This window comes from Bacillus sp. SIMBA_026 (assembly GCF_046535335.1).
GTDB lineage: Bacteria > Bacillota > Bacilli > Bacillales > Bacillaceae > Bacillus > Bacillus velezensis.
Genome location: NZ_JAWRWX010000001.1, coordinates 369,203 through 386,147 on the forward strand (window position 1 = coordinate 369,203; position 16,945 = coordinate 386,147).

The 16,945-nt window shown below is 47.0% G+C and carries 18 protein-coding genes; 10 read left to right on the forward strand and 8 right to left on the reverse strand.

The window, feature by feature from the left end:
* Positions 1-52 precede the first annotated feature (52 nt).
* The 3 genes from SB847_RS02090 to SB847_RS02100 are packed head-to-tail and all read left to right on the forward strand — an operon-like array spanning position 53 to position 1,485.
* Positions 53-316 (forward strand): hemolysin XhlA family protein, encoded by a 264-nt coding sequence (locus SB847_RS02090; protein ID WP_410562674.1) that lies wholly within the window; start codon positions 53-55, stop codon positions 314-316.
* Between the two features lie 13 nt (positions 317-329).
* Positions 330-593: a phage holin gene (locus tag SB847_RS02095; RefSeq protein WP_003154813.1), complete on the forward strand. Its 264-nt coding sequence runs from the start codon at positions 330-332 to the stop codon at positions 591-593.
* A gap of 13 nt (positions 594-606) precedes the next feature.
* Positions 607-1,485 carry an N-acetylmuramoyl-L-alanine amidase gene (locus tag SB847_RS02100; RefSeq protein ID WP_410562670.1) on the forward strand — a complete coding sequence of 293 codons (879 nt, stop codon included), beginning with the start codon at positions 607-609 and terminating at the stop codon, positions 1,483-1,485.
* Positions 1,486-1,519: 34 nt separating this feature from the next.
* Here the strand turns inward: SB847_RS02100 and SB847_RS02105 are convergent, their stop codons facing one another.
* The 6 genes from SB847_RS02105 to SB847_RS02130 all read right to left on the reverse strand — a co-directional run bounded on the left by SB847_RS02105 (position 1,520) and on the right by SB847_RS02130 (position 5,994).
* A complete protein-coding gene (locus SB847_RS02105) occupies positions 1,520-1,645 on the reverse strand; it encodes a hypothetical protein (protein WP_003154809.1) in 126 nt (41 codons plus the stop codon).
* A gap of 96 nt (positions 1,646-1,741) precedes the next feature.
* Positions 1,742-1,912, reverse strand: coding sequence for a type II toxin-antitoxin system SpoIISB family antitoxin (locus SB847_RS02110; protein ID WP_003154807.1), 171 nt, complete (start codon positions 1,910-1,912; stop codon positions 1,742-1,744).
* Positions 1,913-2,659 carry a type II toxin-antitoxin system SpoIISA family toxin gene (locus SB847_RS02115; RefSeq protein WP_410562665.1) on the reverse strand — a complete coding sequence of 249 codons (747 nt, stop codon included), beginning with the start codon at positions 2,657-2,659 and terminating at the stop codon, positions 1,913-1,915.
* A 104-nt stretch (positions 2,660-2,763) separates the two neighbouring features.
* A complete protein-coding gene (locus tag SB847_RS02120; protein WP_032874611.1) occupies positions 2,764-3,762 on the reverse strand; it encodes an inorganic phosphate transporter in 999 nt (332 codons plus the stop codon).
* 12 nt (positions 3,763-3,774) lie between these two features.
* On the reverse strand, positions 3,775-4,392 hold the full coding sequence (locus SB847_RS02125) for a DUF47 domain-containing protein (protein WP_032874614.1): 618 nt from the start codon (positions 4,390-4,392) through the stop codon (positions 3,775-3,777).
* Between the two features lie 285 nt (positions 4,393-4,677).
* The gene (locus tag SB847_RS02130) at positions 4,678-5,994 is read right to left on the reverse strand and encodes an APC family permease (protein WP_045207179.1); all 1,317 of its coding nucleotides are present in this window, start codon (positions 5,992-5,994) and stop codon (positions 4,678-4,680) included.
* A gap of 322 nt (positions 5,995-6,316) precedes the next feature.
* Between SB847_RS02130 and SB847_RS02135 the strand changes: the two genes are divergently transcribed.
* From SB847_RS02135 to SB847_RS02145, 3 genes are all read left to right on the forward strand, one after another.
* On the forward strand, positions 6,317-7,267 hold the full coding sequence (locus SB847_RS02135) for a ring-cleaving dioxygenase (RefSeq protein ID WP_007610844.1): 951 nt from the start codon (positions 6,317-6,319) through the stop codon (positions 7,265-7,267).
* A 183-nt stretch (positions 7,268-7,450) separates the two neighbouring features.
* Positions 7,451-9,574 carry an ArnT family glycosyltransferase gene (locus SB847_RS02140; protein ID WP_410577308.1) on the forward strand — a complete coding sequence of 708 codons (2,124 nt, stop codon included), beginning with the start codon at positions 7,451-7,453 and terminating at the stop codon, positions 9,572-9,574.
* A gap of 11 nt (positions 9,575-9,585) precedes the next feature.
* Positions 9,586-10,557 (forward strand): glycosyltransferase family 2 protein, encoded by a 972-nt coding sequence (locus tag SB847_RS02145; RefSeq protein ID WP_007610846.1) that lies wholly within the window; start codon positions 9,586-9,588, stop codon positions 10,555-10,557.
* Positions 10,558-10,599: 42 nt separating this feature from the next.
* Here SB847_RS02145 and SB847_RS02150 read toward each other — a convergent pair whose 3' ends face one another.
* Positions 10,600-10,776 carry a hypothetical protein gene (locus tag SB847_RS02150; RefSeq protein WP_169042603.1) on the reverse strand — a complete coding sequence of 59 codons (177 nt, stop codon included), beginning with the start codon at positions 10,774-10,776 and terminating at the stop codon, positions 10,600-10,602.
* A 97-nt stretch (positions 10,777-10,873) separates the two neighbouring features.
* The gene (htrA, locus tag SB847_RS02155; RefSeq protein ID WP_180960744.1) at positions 10,874-12,223 is read right to left on the reverse strand and encodes a serine protease HtrA; all 1,350 of its coding nucleotides are present in this window, start codon (positions 12,221-12,223) and stop codon (positions 10,874-10,876) included.
* Between the two features lie 287 nt (positions 12,224-12,510).
* Between htrA and SB847_RS02160 the strand changes: the two genes are divergently transcribed.
* The 4 genes from SB847_RS02160 (at position 12,511) to SB847_RS02175 (ending at position 16,944) form a co-directional block, all read left to right on the forward strand.
* On the forward strand, positions 12,511-14,070 hold the full coding sequence (locus SB847_RS02160; RefSeq protein ID WP_032874624.1) for an MFS transporter: 1,560 nt from the start codon (positions 12,511-12,513) through the stop codon (positions 14,068-14,070).
* A gap of 155 nt (positions 14,071-14,225) precedes the next feature.
* Positions 14,226-15,050, forward strand: a complete 825-nt coding sequence (locus tag SB847_RS02165; RefSeq protein WP_007407248.1) for a M55 family metallopeptidase — start codon at positions 14,226-14,228, stop codon at positions 15,048-15,050.
* Positions 15,051-15,064: 14 nt separating this feature from the next.
* Positions 15,065-15,991 (forward strand): ABC transporter permease, encoded by a 927-nt coding sequence (locus SB847_RS02170; protein WP_007610853.1) that lies wholly within the window; start codon positions 15,065-15,067, stop codon positions 15,989-15,991.
* Between the two features lie 5 nt (positions 15,992-15,996).
* Entirely contained in the window at positions 15,997-16,944 is a 948-nt protein-coding gene (locus SB847_RS02175) for an ABC transporter permease (RefSeq protein ID WP_003154782.1), read from the forward strand.
* Position 16,945 lies beyond the last annotated feature (1 nt).

A 16,945-nucleotide genomic window follows, 5' to 3' on the forward strand; every position in this document is an offset into this window, starting at 1 on the left:
AAATGAAACTTCCGAAGGGAGGTGAGAACAATGTAAGAGGGGGGGAGCGGTAGTGCTTCTGGATGAACAAGCGGTGCAAGAAGAATTCGCGGGCATCAAAGGTGAACAAAAGGTGCTTGAACAGCGGGTGGCCGCATTAGAGCGGGTATCCGACCGGCAGGATCAGCAAATCATGACGCTGAATGAAAAACTGAACAAAATTGACGAAAACACAACATGGATTAAGCGGACCATTACAGGGGCGATCGTGACAGCAATCTGCACGGGCGTCATTGGCGGAGCCATCGCCATCATGTACAATCTGCTGCAAAAGTAAGGGGGAAACCGATATGAAATTCGCGGACAAAGGCACGGTCGTCAGGACGGTGCTTCTTTTGCTTGCTTTATTGAATCAAACTTTGCTGATGTTCGGCAAATCGCCGCTGAATATTCAGGAGGACCAGGTCAGCCAGCTTGCAGATACGCTGTATGCCGCCGGGTCGGCCGTTTTTACAATCATAACGACTGCCGCCGCCTGGTTTAAAAACAATTACGTTACAGCAAAAGGGAAAAAACAGCAGGCTTTATTAAAAATAAACAATTTATCGAAATAGGAGAGATGAGAATATGGTAAAAATCACACAGGATTTTATCCCGGCAGGAAACAATAACCGCCCAGGCTATGCAATGTCACCGATTTACATTACGGTGCACAATACAGCCAATACTGCAGTCGGAGCTAACGCCAAAAGTCACGCAAGCTATGTGAAAAATCCCGATACACCGACAAGCTGGCATTTCACAGTCGATGATACGGAAATTTATCAGCATCTTCCGCTGAATGAAAACGGCTGGCATGCCGGTGACGGAAACGGAGACGGCAACCGTAAATCCATCGGTATTGAAATTTGTGAAAACGCAGACGGCAACTTTTCACAGGCCGTGGCAAACGCCCAATGGCTCATCCGCACATTAATGACGTCGCACGGCATCCCGCTTGCAAATGTCGTTGCGCACAAGCATTGGTCAGGAAAGCTTTGTCCGAGAAGACTGTTGGATACATGGGATGAGTTTAAAGCGGGAATCGGTTCTGAGGAAAGACAGACGTATACCGTCCAAAAAGGAGATACGCTGTCGGCGATCGCGCGGAAATTCGGCGTCAGCGTGGCCGATCTGCAGAAATGGAATAACATCGCTGACCCGAACCTGATTAAAGTCGGACAAGTACTGATCGTCAGCCCGCCGGTTGAAGCACTGTATTCTCTTCCGGACGAGGTGATTCAGCTGACAGAGCCGTACACGTCCGGCGAAAAGGTATACCAGGTGCAAAACGCGCTCGCCGCGCTTTATTTCTATCCTGAAAAAGGAGCTGTCAATAACGGAATTGACGGTATCTACGGTCCGAAAACCGCAGATGCCGTGGCCCGCTTCCAATCTGTAAACGGGCTGACGTCTGACGGCGTCTACGGCCCCGCTGTAAAAGCGAAAATTCTGATGCAGCTTTAACAAAAAAGGCTGAGTCCCGTTCATATTGCGGGATTCAGCCTTTTTTCTTTTTTAACCGGTTCAATAGCCCGAGATTCCTCGCCCGCATCCTCAGCGAATAAGCGGAAAGCCCGAAGCGTCCGTAATCCACAAACTTTACGCGCCTGACAATTTTCTTCACATCATCACCTGTCGCATCTCTTTGTTGGTTTTATTATATGAAAGATAAGGAAAAAAGGAATAAGGACAAGAGCCGTGTCTCCTGTCCTTAGTGTAATCAAGCTTTTTTTTGTTTATACTTGTCAATCAGCCGCTCGTTTTCTTTGAAAATTCTGGCGGTATGAGGGCTGACCTGGTAACTTGCGATACTTGTCATTGAACGTTTTTTAAACATTTTGAACGGTTTCGCTCTTTGTTCCGGCTGCCCGTTTTGAAATGCCTGCTCCATTTAACCGTCACCTTCCTCTTCTATTGGCAGCATTAAATCATAAATGCTCGTTAGCGATGTGAAAAGCAAATAATCGAATTCCGTCAACAGGTTTTCCGACGTGAGTTTGATCACGTAATGGTGGTTCTGGACTGTAAACGGAATAAGCACAAGCCTGCCTTTTTGATCATAGTAGACGTCTTTACGGTTAAGACGGGACTGAACGTCTGCCGCATCAGGCATATGCTCCGTCAAGCGGTCCTTATCCGATTGTGCGGAATAGTCGCACAAGGAAGCCGTGACATTCATTTTTTCGGCATAAGCGGCCAGCAGTCTGCTGATGCCTTCCGCATAAGCTTCTGTACTTCCATAATATACATGGATCGGTTCATTTTTCAACAGATATTGATAGGTTTTCAGTTTTTCAAGATAGGAGTGAAGCATTTCGTTATTTTCTTCTAAAATTTCCCGCGTATCCGTCTCTAATTCATTGCCGGCGAGCTTTTTGATATACGCGCTCAAAAAGATAAACGCATCAATAAGGGCAAAGCAGACGGCAACAATCAAATATTGTCTCCATGCGGCAAAGAGCGATTCAGGATCATATGTCCAATAGACCATGGAGCCCAGTACAAATAGTAAATACCACGTTTTACGGATGGCAAACATTTTTTCTTTTACCTTTGCCTCATACCGCCAGGATGCGTACACATATAAAATGAGTGCGGCCGCCATCGTCCACACCATGATCTGAAAAAACAAAAGCATGAGCATCCCTCACAATTTGAAAAATGGTCTGCTATGTTCATTCTATGTCATGACATCATTTTCCTGTCACAAAAAAAACCGCTTCTGTAAAGAAGCGGATGTCATCAGAAAAACAGATCTAAGATGAAAAAGGCGATGGCGCCGAGTGTACCTGCAATCGGCAGGGTGATGACCCATGTAATGAGCATCCGTTTAGCCGTTCCCCAGTTTACGCCTTTTACGCGGTGGGAAGCGCCCACACCGAGAATGGAAGACGAAATGACGTGCGTCGTGCTGACAGGGAGATGAATAAACGTGGCCCCGAAAATAATGGCTGCGCCGGTTAAGTCGGCAGATACGCCGTTTACCGGACGGATTTTCATAATTTTACCGCCGACGGTTTTAATGATTTTCCAGCCGCCGATGGATGTGCCGAGACCCATTGCCAGGGCACAAGAGAGCTGCACCCAAAAAGGAATGGCATCACTTTTATGTAAATTGGCCGTCATAAGCGCCATCGTAATGATACCCATCGCTTTTTGCGCGTCGTTTGTTCCGTGTGTATAGGACTGAATGGCAGCCGTCAAAATCTGCACTCTGCGGAAGCGTTTATTTGTTTTCGCCAGGTTGCTGTCTTTAAAAATCAGCTTCACGATCGAATATACGATAAAGCCGAGAACAAAGGCGATGATCGGTGATAAAATAAGTGCTTCGATAATTTTAATGAACCCTTTATAATTAAGCGTCGCAAAACCTGATGCTGCAATGGCCGCACCGGCGATCGCTCCGATAATCGCATGTGAAGAGCTGCTCGGAATGCCGAAATACCATGTGATCAAGTTCCAGACGATTGCGGCGAGTAAAGCAGCAAGAATGACAACCGATCCGTTGTCTAATGTATAAGGATTCACAATATCTTTCGTAATGGTTTTCGCCACACCGGTAAACGTCATCGCTCCGAGAAAGTTCATGATGGCGGCCATGATAATCGCGTGCCGCGGCTTCAGCGCTTTTGTCGAAACTGAGGTGGCGATTGCGTTGGCGGTATCGTGAAATCCGTTAATGAAGTCAAATACCAAAGCGCAAATGACAATTAATATCGTTAAAAGTAATAGAGTATCCATTTTAACCCCTCGTTACGCGTTTTTCATAATGATGGTTTCAAGATTATTGGCAACGCTTTGGCAAGAGTCAGCAATTTCTTCAAGCGTTTCGTAAATTTCACGATATTGGATCACTTTGATCGGATCTGTTTCATGGCCGAAAAGATTTTTTAATGATTTTCTGTGTAGGTTGTCACAGTTGTGCTCATACTCTTTAATTTTGATGGCGTGAGGCTGAATGTCCTTTAAGCGGTTTTCTGCCAACAGCTCAGTTGCAATTAAAATTTCTTTCGCACATTCTCTAATGTATCCGCTGAATTTGTCGATATGCTCGTCTGATGAAGTAATTGAGAAAATCTCCATCATGGCAGAGAAATGTTCAATTCCGTCAAGCACATCATCCAGGCTGTTTGTCAGCTGAAGGATATCTTCGCGTTCAATAGGAGTGATGAATGCTTTGTTAAGCTCTTTAATCATGACATGAACATGATTGTCACCTTTTGTTTCGTATTCTTTTAACGTATCTGCAAATTCTTTAAGTGTTGTTTGGTTTGTGACTTTAAAGTTCACAAAATACTCTGCAGTTTCATCTATATTTTTTGCGATTTCTGTTAAAAGGAGTGAGAACTTATCTTTTTTTCTTTTTATCATTAAAAACCCTCCATTGTTTGAATGAGACAATGCACACATCAAATTATTATATAGCCTTTTGTCGAAAAAAAATAGATAAAGTCGAAAAAAACGCCTCTTGATTTTTTCGTAAAAACGTGTCTCATCCTGTTTTTCTTATGTTACCCACTTTGCCAAAAAAACGTAACATACTTCGAATTCAGACATCTTGCTTAAAAAGTATAACAAAAGATGTGAATTTGCTGTCAACTTTTGCACGTGATTTTGCCGAAAAAAAAACGGTTCCCGTAAAAGGAACCGTTTTTGTCAGTCATTTCTGCCGTTTTTCAGCCAAAAATAAAGCGGGAGTCCGGCAAGACCGATCAAGATGGAAAGCCCGCAGCTCAGTGTATCTGTAATGATCGTGCTGATCAGCACAAACAGTGAACCCGCGATGGCCAAAACAGGAATGACCGGATACAGAGGCACGCTGTAGGCGCGCGGTTTTCCGCCGCTTTTTTTTCTTAGGATGAAAACGGCGAAAAAGGCCATGACGTAAAAAATATAAATCATGAAAATAGAGATTTCAGACAGCTTATCAGGATTGCTGATGATCATAAAAATAATGGCCAGCGCGATCTGAAATGACACGGCAATCCAAGGAGTGCAGAACGTCGGATGCACCCGTGAAATCTGTTTGGCAAACGGCAGCTGTTTCCGTTCCGCCATTGCAAACGAGACACGCGGAAAAGCGAGAATCTTTCCGTTTAAACAGCCGAAAATGCTGACGATGATCCCGACGCTGATCAATTTTCCCCCGATGTCGCCAAACAGCATTCCGGCAGCGGTGCCTGTGGCATTTTCACCGAGTTTGACGATGTCGGTCGCGGGAAGAATGTGCAGCAGTGCGAAGTTAATGAAAAGATAAATGGCGGTGACGACCAGCAGTCCGCCCGTCATCGCTCTCGGGAGCAGCTTTTCCGGATTTTTCATTTCACCGCCGAGAGCCGCAAGCAGAATCCAGCCGTCATAGGCAAACAAGGTGGCCAGTATGGCAGCGCCGAAATTCATGTCCGACATGCTGCTTGTAACGGCTGTAAAAATATGCTGATCGCCTTTCCAAAGGCCGAACACGATCATGCAGATAATCGGAATCAATTTGCCGACAGTCGTAATTCCCTGTACGATGCCGCCATATTTCGTTCCGATAATGTTAATGATGCTTAAAAACAAAACGGCTGAAATCCCGATCAATTTAGACCAGCCGGAATCCCAATTGAACAAGTGCGCCATCAAAGAGCCGAAATACAAGCCGATTGCTCCGATAATCGCGGGGCCGTAAATGATAATTTGAACCCATCCGCACAAAAAGCCCCAAAATTCGCCGTACACTTCTTCGAGATATGTATAAAGTCCGCCCGTTTTCGGGATCTGAGTGCCGATTTCCGCAACGGTCAAGCCGCCGGCAAGCGTCAAAATGCCTCCTAACAGCCACGCGATAAGCGCGGTTTTCGCATCACCGGAGTAGGCAAGCACGGCGCCTGGTTTCATAAATACGCCGGAACCGATGATGGTGCCGATAACAAGTGAGAGGGCGATGGTAAGGCCGATCTCTTTTTTAAGTCCGTTCTCTTCAATCTGCATATCCTTTCCCTCCAGATGTAAAATCGTCATGCTGAAAAAACTATTTTCCATATTGTAAACCCTAATTGCTGAAACACGAATAAAATAAATTTTCTGATTTTGTCGTTTTGTCTAAAAGATAAAGGTTTCTGCTTTTGAGAAGGAAAAAATACCGTTTTAAAAGCGAACATTAATGATTTTTTAATATCAAAGGTTCGTTATTTGGGAAGCGGCAGTCTGCAGACCGTCTGTGAAGCAGATGGGTTGACTTTACGATCCGGATAACATAAATTGTATATATAAAATATCTCGAAATCGAGATAATTGACTGGAGGATAACATAATGAAAGTTAATGGAATACACCATGTATCAGCATTGACGGCTGATGCGCAGAAAAATTTAGATTTCTATCGGAACATCCTGGGACTGAAGCTTGTGAAAAAGTCCGTAAACCAAGATGAACCTACGATGTATCATTTGTTTTACGGTGATGAAACAGCCAATCCGGGATCTGAATTGACGTTTTTCGAGATTCCGCGGATTGCGCCGTTTCATGCGGGGACAAACAGTATTTCTTCAATCGGCCTGCGTGTCCCGGATGCACAAGCGCTGCAATATTGGAAAAAACGATTTGAAGAGCATCAGGTCTCTCACAGTGAGATCGTGAAAATAGCGGGCAGGGACACACTCGCTTTTCAGGATCATGAAGGACAGCGGCTTGTGCTGACAGCTGACGAAAAAGGAAAAGACATCGGTGAAGCGGTGAAGCAAAGCGGCATACCGGAAGAATATTCTTTCCGCGGTCTTGGTCCCGTTGAATTGACCGTCCCGTATGCAGAACCGACCCTGCGTGTGTTAACCGATGTGCTGGGCTTCACTGAAATCGGGAAAGAAACGCATGAAGACCGGGGCACGGTTACGGTGCTCGAATCCGGTAACGGAGGCGCGCGTACAGAAGTCCATCTCATTGAAAGAAACGATCTTCCGCGCGAGCGTCCTGGAAAAGGCAGCGTGCACCATGTGGCCTTCCGCGTTCAGAATGAAGAGGAGCTTGCTTTATGGCACCGCATCATTACGAAAGAAGGTTTCAGCAACTCAGGCATTGTAGAGCGTTATTATTTCAAAGCGCTGTACTTCCGGGAACCGAACGGAATTCTGTTTGAATTGTCAACGGACGGTCCGGGATTTATGGTTGATGAAAAACCTGAAGAGCTAGGCAAAACGGTTGCGCTCCCGCCTTATCTCGAACACCGCCGTTCTGAAATAGAAGCACGGCTGAAACCGATTCAGTAAATCAGAAATCATGACAGATGCCTCTCGGCTTGACGGGGGCATCTTTTTTTTGTCTTTTTACCCGTTTTGTCATTCTTTTTACCTATTTGTAAACGGCAAAATAATTGTCTTTGTTTATTAATAAATTTTTCACATTTGGTTGTTACACTTGTTCAAAGTTAAACAAAAGGAGTGAAAACACAGGTGAAAATGAAAAAACGCGAGATAGACGCAGTCTTAATTCTCATTTTACTCGCTTCCGCATTCTTGAATATGTACAACATCTGGAATGACGATACGGTGAATCCTTATTACACCGCAGCGGTAACGAGTATGCTTCAAAGCTTTCATAATTTCTTTTACGCTTCATTTGACGCAGCCGGGTTTATCACGGTAGATAAACCGCCTGTTACATACCAGATACAAACGATCAGCGCGCTGATATTCGGTATGCACGGGTGGAGCGTCATCCTGCCTCAGGCATTGGCGGGTGTAGGTTCAGTTCTATTCATGTACTTATTAATAAAGCCGACGTTCGGAAAAACGGCGGCGCGCATCGCCTCATTTGTCATGGCGTGTACACCGATCGCAGTAGCGGTCGCGCGGACGAATAATGTCGATGCTTTACTGGTCTTTTTCCTCTTGTTCGCCACATGGCTTCTCTTTAAAGCGATCAGAAAAGGCAGACTGATCTGGCTTTTGGCGGCATTTTTTGTCGTCGGAGCAGGCTTTAACACAAAAATGCTTCAGGCTTATATGATTTTGCCGGCCTTCTTGCTGTTCTATATGATTGCGGCAAACACCACGATTAAGAAAAAAATCATTTCATTGGTAAGCGCGTTAGCCGTTTTAGCAGCCGTTTCATTGTCATGGCCGCTCATTGTTGACAATATTCCTGCCAGCAAAAGGCCATATGTCGGAAGCAGCCAGACAAACTCCGTATTGGAATTGGCTTTCGGATATAACGGGATTCAGCGGCTGACAGGGCAAAGTTCCGGCGGCGGCCAGGGCGGGCCGGACGGAAACGCATCGAAAGAGATGTCTTCTTCCGGCGGTTCTTCACAAATGCAAAAACCGCCTGGCCAGTCTTCAAGCAGCAGTTCAGCAAGCGGAGACAAATCACAAAACGGCAGTATGACGGCACCTCCATCTAACGGGAAAATGCCAAGCGGCGGAGACGGTCCCGGCGGCGGAGGAAAAAGCGGTGCAGGCACCGGCTCGAAAATGCAATCAGGTTCAGGAATGTTCGGCACGGGAACCCCTGGTCCGCTGCGCCTTTTCCAAACGGAATTATCTGATCAGATCAGCTGGCTCCTGCCGTTTGCGATTTTTGGAATGGCCGGTTTATTGATCGCTGGGGCAAGAGAAAGAAGACGATTATCAGCAGAACAGAAGGAAACGATCTTTTGGGCAGCGTGGCTTTTGCCGATTGCCGGATTCTTCAGTGTGGCGGAATTTTTCCACCATTATTATCTCATTATGCTGGCCCCTCCGATCGCGGCACTTGTCGGTGCGGGATGGGTCGCCCTCGTTCATCTGTACCGCAAGCATGCGGGATGGAAAACTTGGCTATTGCCGGCCGCTATTCTTGTGACAACCGGATTGGAGCTGTTTATCCTCAGAAACTACAATGATCAAATCGGCGCAGGCTGGAGCATCGGAGCAGGCGTTCTCGGCGCAGTGGCAGCAATCGCCCTGTTCGTATTCAAACAGCGCCAAAAACCGCTCAGTTATTATGTTTCACTTGCAGCCCTTCTCGTCTTGATGGTCATGCCGATTTATTGGGCGAGCACACCGCTTCTGTACGGAGGCAACAGCTCATTGCCTGAAACAGGCCCTCAGCTCGCTTCAACAAGCGGAAAAGGCATGGGAATGGATAACGCATCTGTCAATACAAAACTGATCAACTATTTAGAGAAACATAACGCCGGAGCGGACTATCTATTTGCTACAACCGATTCCAACACGGCGGCGCCTTACATTATTAAAACGAAAAAAGCGGTCATGGCGATCGGCGGATTCAGCGGGTCTGACCCGGCCATTACGCTGACTCAATTTAAAAAGCTCGTAAAAGAAGGGAAAGTAAAATACTTCTTAACATCCGGAATGGGCAAAGGCGGAAATAACGATATTGTGCAGTGGGTTGAGAAAAACGGAAAGAAAGTATCTTCAGATAAATGGCAATCAAGCACAGATCAGAAAACGAAAAATCATGATGCAGCTGATACAAAAAGCAGCAAGGCCGCGGGTAAAAACAGCCGAATGAGCGGCGGGCCGGGCGGAATGAATCAGTCAGCTTCACTATACGAACTTCAATCTGATGAATAGGAGGAAAAAACATGAGCAGACATATTCAATATTCAATAGTCGTCCCGGTTTATAACGAGGAACTCGTCATTCAGACAACCTATCAGCGCCTGAAAGAAGTCATGGATCAAACAAAAGAGCATTATGAATTGATCTTTGTCAATGATGGAAGCAAAGACCGCAGTATTGAGATTTTAAGAGAGCAAAGTCTGATTGATCCGAGAGTGAAAATTATCGATTTTTCCAGAAACTTCGGACATCAGATCGCGATCACAGCGGGTATGGATTATGCAGAGGGGAATGCAATCGCCGTCATTGACGCCGATTTGCAGGACCCTCCTGAATTAATCCTTGATATGATTGAGCAGTGGAAAGAAGGCTACGATGTGGTGTACGCCGTCAGAACGAAACGAAAGGGAGAAACCTTTTTCAAGAAACAGACGGCCTCTATGTTTTACCGGCTGCTGCGGAGCGTGACTGATATTGATATTCCGCTCGACACCGGAGATTTCCGCCTGCTGGACAGAAAAGTCTGTGATGAGATGAAAAGATTAAAAGAAAAAAATCCTTTTGTCAGAGGACTCGTCAGCTGGGTCGGCTTTAAGCAGACTGCTGTAGAATATGAACGTGATGAGCGGCTTGCGGGGGAAACGAAATACCCGCTTAAAAAAATGCTGAAGCTTTCCATGGACGGAATCACAACGTTCTCTCATAAACCGCTCAAGGCGGCAAGCTATGCGGGAATGATCATGTCCGGAGCGGGTTTTCTCTATATGTTTATCGTTTTATACATGAAGCTGTTTACGAACAGCACCATTACGGGCTGGTCCTCTCTGATTGTGATACAGCTGTTATTCAGCGGCATCGTTCTATTAATGCTCGGAATGATCGGCGAATATATCGGAAGGATTTATGACGAAGCAAAAGACCGTCCGCTCTATATCGTGCAAAAAGCGTACGGCATGAAAAACGAAAAGATTTATCGGGACCAGCATATGTCTTAACCGAAACACCCTGTCCGGCCAGCGGACAGGGTGCTTTTTTATTCATCTGCGGCCGGTCTGCGTGTGCAGAGAGCGCATGATCAGTCCGGTTCCCGAAAGGTTCAGTAAAATGCTTGCACCAAGCGTCTTTCCCCAAGCAGCGTTTTGCTGAGGAAGCTGAATGCTCAGCTGCAGCAAGATCAGGCCGGTAACGACCAGCAATAGTCCGGTTTGTTTCATGTGTATGTATCATCTTGTACACTAAGTCATACGGCTGATCCAGGCCTAAAGTTTCATCAGTATATAAAAAATCCAAGGCGGCTGCCTTGGATTTTTGTTAAGAAGATGTTTCTTCTTTTTGAGTCAGTTTCATTTTTTTCGTCATTTCCTTGCCGTTTCTGATAATCTTCACGTCAACGGTGCTGCCGACTTTCGTATTCTTGTAGAGAATATTGCGAAGTTCGCTGCCCGTGTCGGTTTCTTTCCCTTTTAAGCTGATAATGATGTCTTCTGCTTTTAATCCGGCTTTGGCTGCAGGTGAGCCCTGCGCCACTTCGCGAATATAAACGCCTTTATTCAGCTGTTTGCCGAAAAGCCCGAGTGTGCCTTCCTGATAGTTTTGCGGCACTTGTTCCAAGTCGATCATGCTCACGCCGATATAAGGGCGCTCCACCTGTCCTTTCGTGAGAAGCTCTTCGGCGATCGGTTTTACATCGTTGCTCGGGATGGCAAAGCCGATGCCTTCTACATCACTTTCGCTGATTTTCATGCTGTTGATGCCGATGATTTTGCCGTCTGTATTCAAGAGCGGCCCGCCGCTGTTTCCAGGATTGATCGCGGCATCGGTTTGGATGACATTGATGCTTGACTCACCAGCTGACGTGGAAATCGAGACGGTTCTGTTTAAACCGCTCACGATGCCCTGTGTGACGGTGCGGGAAAGGTCTTTTCCGAGCGGATCACCGATGGCGATCACGGATTCACCCGTTCTGAGAGCGGATGAGCTGCCGAAACTTGCCGTTTTTGTCACGTGTTTATCACTGATTTCTAAAACGGCCAAGTCTGTCAGAGAGTCGCTGCCGACGAGTTTAGCTGTTACATCGGTGCCGTCATATAATGACACTTTAAGGGAAGAGGCGCCTTCGACCACGTGGTTATTCGTAATAATATACGCTTTGCCGTTTGCTTTCTTAAAAATAACGCCTGAACCCGATCCCGTTTCCGCATCATCACCCGATGAATTTGAGTTTGAATCTGAGCTTGATCCGAATCCGAATAAATCGGAACTGCTTTGCTGCTTCTGCAGATTGGTGATCCCGACGATCGCCGGTGAAATGTCTTCCACCATATTCGAAATGCTGCTTGAATTTGCCGATGAGCTGTTTGCCGATTTGCCGCTGCCGGAATCAGAAGATGTCTGCTTGGCGGTTACCGATGACGTTTCCTGAGCGGGAGCCGGATTGGAAGTATCTTGAGTCTGATGGTCTCCAAGCGGCGTAAATGTATAGATGCCGAGGGCGAGCCCTCCGCCGATCACTCCGCCGAGAAGCGGTCTGAACCAGCCGAAGCTTCGTTTTTTCTTGTCCTCGTCCGGCGCGGAATATCCGGTCGGCTGCGGGTTTTCTTTTACTAAAAGGACTTCCTGTTCTTTTTGGTCTGTCCGATTTTCATCACGATAGTTATCCATCATGTTCACTCCGTTTCTCTATTTCATCATAGCATGATTTGCCTATTATTACTGACTCCATCTTAAACAAAAAGTGTGGGATAATAATGAAAAGATTGTGGGAAATTGTGAAAAAGACGAAATCGGACGGCGGCGCTTTATATTGACAATTTCCATCGGATTTGAAATAATAAATGAGATATTATGTTCAATCCTTCACATGAAAAGATATGAAAAATTCTGTCAAGCTAATGGGGGAAATCTGTTAGCTTTTTCACTTTGTCAAATAGTCAGAAAGGAGCTGTCACATGAAAGAAAAACATCACTGGATTATTTCTCTGCTTGCTGTATTGGCGGTCGGGCCGGGGCTGATGTCGAATACCGCTCTTTCGGCTGTCCAAAGCCTTGTCCGGCAGACGGTCGGCGGGGAAAACTTTGACTCTTTTCATCCGATTATTATCGGGAATATGGCATTTGCCTTATTCGTGCCGGCGGGGCCGTATTTAAGAAAAAGATTCGGCTCCCGGCCTGTCTATATGATTTCGATGGCCGCGGGTGTCATCGGAGCGCTCCTTGCTGCTGTGACAAATGATATTTATCCGCTCGCCGCGGGCCGTTTTTTACAGGGAGCTGCGGCGGGTACTATGCTGATGATTATGATTCCCATGCTGGTGCTTTCGTTTCCGATTGAGCGCCGGAATTACGCATTATTTGTGTTAATCGGCGGATTTTACGGTTCCGTCATTATGGGGACCGTTTTAGGCACGGCGGCGGCAAGCGCCGGCCATTGGCATTGGCTGTTCGGCATTTTTAGCCTGCTGTCTTTTTTCGGCCTCATTTTCAGTTATATGTGGCTGCGGGATGACGCTCATAAAAATGCTGAAAAATCTCCATTTGACGGCATCGGTTTTCTGTTAGCGGGTGTATCAGCCGTGCTGACCGCCTATACATTTATTCATCTGCCGAAATGGGGCTTTTCATCATGGCAGACATTGGCGGGATTTGGAGGAAGCATCGCCATTCTTCTCATCTTGCTGATCATGCAGTACAGAAACGAACATGCGCTGATTTCGATTAAACTTATGCTGATTCCAAAGCCGATTCTGGGTGTTTTCATGATCGCTGCGGGCAGTATTTCCATAGCGGTCAGTCTTTCGGCATTTCACGGGGAGCTTCAGACCGCATATCATATGTCACAAACTCAACTGATATTCCTATATGCGAGCCTTTTGGGAGGCGTGGCCATCGCCGCTGTCATCAGTGCATTAGCATATGATAAAGTCGGTCCGGGCATGCTCGGCATAACAGGCTCTGTTATACTGGTGTTCGTGAATTTCCAATGGATGACGGCAGATCATCATATACCGCTTATTCTATTTGCGGGGCTTTTCGTGATGCTGGCGGCCGGGACAGGGCTTATTGTGGCAGCCGGACTGATGGGAGCCGCGTTGGGCGGACCGCTTCCGGAACTGGTGAAACGCATGACGGCAGTTCAGTTTTTAAGGCTGTTCATTTATATGGGCGCTCCTGTTTTAATAGGGTATTTTACGAAAAGAGATGCTTCCGGCACGCTTCGGGGCGCGCGCGGCACACAATCGCCGCATGACCTGCTGATGGGGACATACAGCGATTTGTTTCTTATTGCTTTCATCTTAAGTTTGCTTTTAGTGTGTTTATCATTTGTCATGAATGCGACCGGCATGGGGCATAAGCTGGCGCATAAACCGCATGCCGTCCGTAAGCAGGCGGCTGAAGAGCCTTCGCCGCAGGCTCCTGAACCGATCAGGCATCAGGTCATTCCCGATCATGAATACAGAAGTGCGGTCAGACAGTTTCAGCGTCATCACATAAGCAAAAACAGTATGTAACTTTTTCTATCAGCAAACCCTTTTCCCGGTGAAAAGGGTTTGTTTTTTCCTATAATGGCAGAATGGTATATTGCATGTTTCATCCTTTTTTAATATAATTTGTTAGAATATTCATAATTTAATATCGAAATTTTAAGTAAAAAAGGAGGCATTACATGAAACTGTATCTATCTGTGGATATGGAAGGGATTTCCGGACTGCCTGATGAAACATTTGTCAATTCCCGCATGCACAATTATGAGCGCGGCAGGGTTCTGATGACCGAAGAAGCGAACTGGTGCATCGCAGAAGCGTTTAATAACGGATGCACGGAAGTGACCGTGAATGACAGCCACTCAAAGATGAATAATCTGCTCGCGGAAAAACTTCACCCTGAGGCAGAGCTGATTACGGGGGATGTCAAGCCGTTTTCCATGATGCAGGGGCTTGATGAATCGTATTCGGGTGTGATGTTTATCGGCTATCATGCGAGAGCGTCGATGCCGGGCGTTATGTCGCACAGCATGATATTCGGCGTCCGCCACTTTTACATAAATGATAAGCCGGTCGGTGAACTGGGGTTAAATGCCTATCTCGCCGGATTTTACGATGTCCCGGTCATCATGGCTGCCGGAGATGATTGCGCCGCAAAAGAGGCGGAGGAGCTGATCCCGAATGTGACGACTGCCGCCGTCAAACAAACCATTTCAAGAACCGCGGTCAAATGCCTGTCCCCTCAAAAAGCCGGACGGCTCCTGACGGAAAAAACAGCCTATGCGCTCAAAAATAAAGATAAGGTCAAACCGCTGACTCCGCCTGAAAGACCTGTATTAGGCATTGAATTTGCCAACTACGGACAGGCTGAATGGGCCCATTTAATGCCGGGCACAGAAATCATCCCGGGAACAACAATCGTTCAATTTCAGGCAAAAGACATGCCGGAAGCCTATCAGGCCATGCTCGTCATGACAGAACTCGCCATGAGAACAACATTCTGTTAAAGGGGTGAACGGCATTGCTGCGGTATTTTATCAAACGTTTTATCGCCATGATTATGACCGTCCTCGTCATCACCACTCTGACATTTGTCATGATGAAAGTGATACCCGGCTCGCCTTTTAACGAAGAGCGGGGCACAAACGAAGCGGTTCAGCGAAATCTCGAATCCTACTACCATCTGAACGAACCTCTTATCACTCAATACGCCATCTATCTAAAATCCATTCTTACCTTTGATTTCGGTCCTTCAATTAAAAAACCGTCAGACAGTGTAAACGCTATGCTTGAACGAGGGTTTCCGGTCTCATTTGAGCTTGGGATAACGGCGATCATCATCGCTGTTATTTCCGGGCTCGCGCTCGGCATAATGGCCGCTCTCAGGCGCGGCGGATTTCTCGATTACGCGGCTATGAGCCTTGCGGTGCTCGGGATTTCCATTCCGAATTTTATTATGGCTACGCTGCTGATTCAGCAATTTGCGGTTCATCTGAAATGGTTTCCGGCAGCTACCTGGACGAGTCCCGTTCACATGGTCCTGCCGACTGTTGCGCTTGCCGTCGGTCCCATGGCCATTATCGCGAGGCTGACAAGATCAAGCATGGCCGAAGTGCTGACTCAGGATTACATCCGCACGGCAAAAGCAAAGGGGCTTTCTCCCGTCAAAATTGTGATCAAACACGCATTGAAAAATGCTCTTATGCCTGTTGTGACAGTACTCGGGACGCTTGCCGCAAGTATTTTAACGGGCAGTTTCGTCATCGAGAAAATTTTTGCCATACCGGGAATGGGCAAATATTTCGTAGAAAGCATCAATCAGCGTGATTACCCGGTCATCATGGGAACGACCGTATTTTACAGTGTGATTCTGATCGTCCTGCTGTTTCTGGTTGATTTGGCATACGGCCTGTTAGACCCGCGCATAAAACTTCATAAGAAAGGGTGATCCTGATGAATCTCCCGCAAGAAACGGTAAAACACACAGAAGTGCCTGATGACTGGTTTCAGCCGGGCGCGGAAAGAAAGGGTGAAACCGAGTCGGTCAAGCGTCCGAGCCTGTCTTACAGTCAGGATGCGTGGCGGCGGCTTAAAAAGAACAAATTGGCGATGGCCGGGCTTGTGATATTATGCTGCCTGTTTCTATCGGCTGTGTTCGGTCCGCTGATATCACCGCACAGCGTGACAAGGCAGACGCTCGCCGAGCAGAATCTTCCGCCGTCTTTTTCACACTGGTTCGGAACCGATGAACTTGGCCGGGACGTGTTTACAAGAACATGGTACGGAGCGAGGATCTCTTTATTTGTCGGTGTGATGGCGGCGCTGATCGACTTTTTGATCGGCGTTATCTACGGAGGCGTCGCCGGCTACAAAGGGGGCCGGACAGACAGCGCCATGATGAGAATCATCGAGGTTCTCTACGGATTGCCGTATCTGCTCGTTGTCATTTTGTTAATGGTGCTGATGGGGCCGGGGCTCAGTTCCATTATCGTAGCTCTGACCGTGACGGGATGGGTCGGCATGGCGCGGATTGTCAGAGGGCAGGTGCTGAGGATGAAGCATGATGAACACGTATTGGCTTCGAAAACGTTTGGAGCGAAAACATTTCGGATTATTAAGAAAAATCTGCTGCCGAATACGATGGGAGCCATTATCGTCCAAATGACGCTTACGGTGCCGGCGGCGATTTTTGCGGAATCATTTTTAAGTTTTCTCGGACTCGGCATTCAGGCGCCGTTTGCAAGCTGGGGAGTCATGGCAAACGACGGGCTGCCGGCGATTTTATCAGGCCATTGGTGGCGGCTGTTTTTCCCCGCTTTTTTCATTTCCTTGACGATGTACGCGTTTAACGTACTTGGAGACGGCTTGCAGGACGCGTTAGACCCGAAACTGAGGAGGTAGG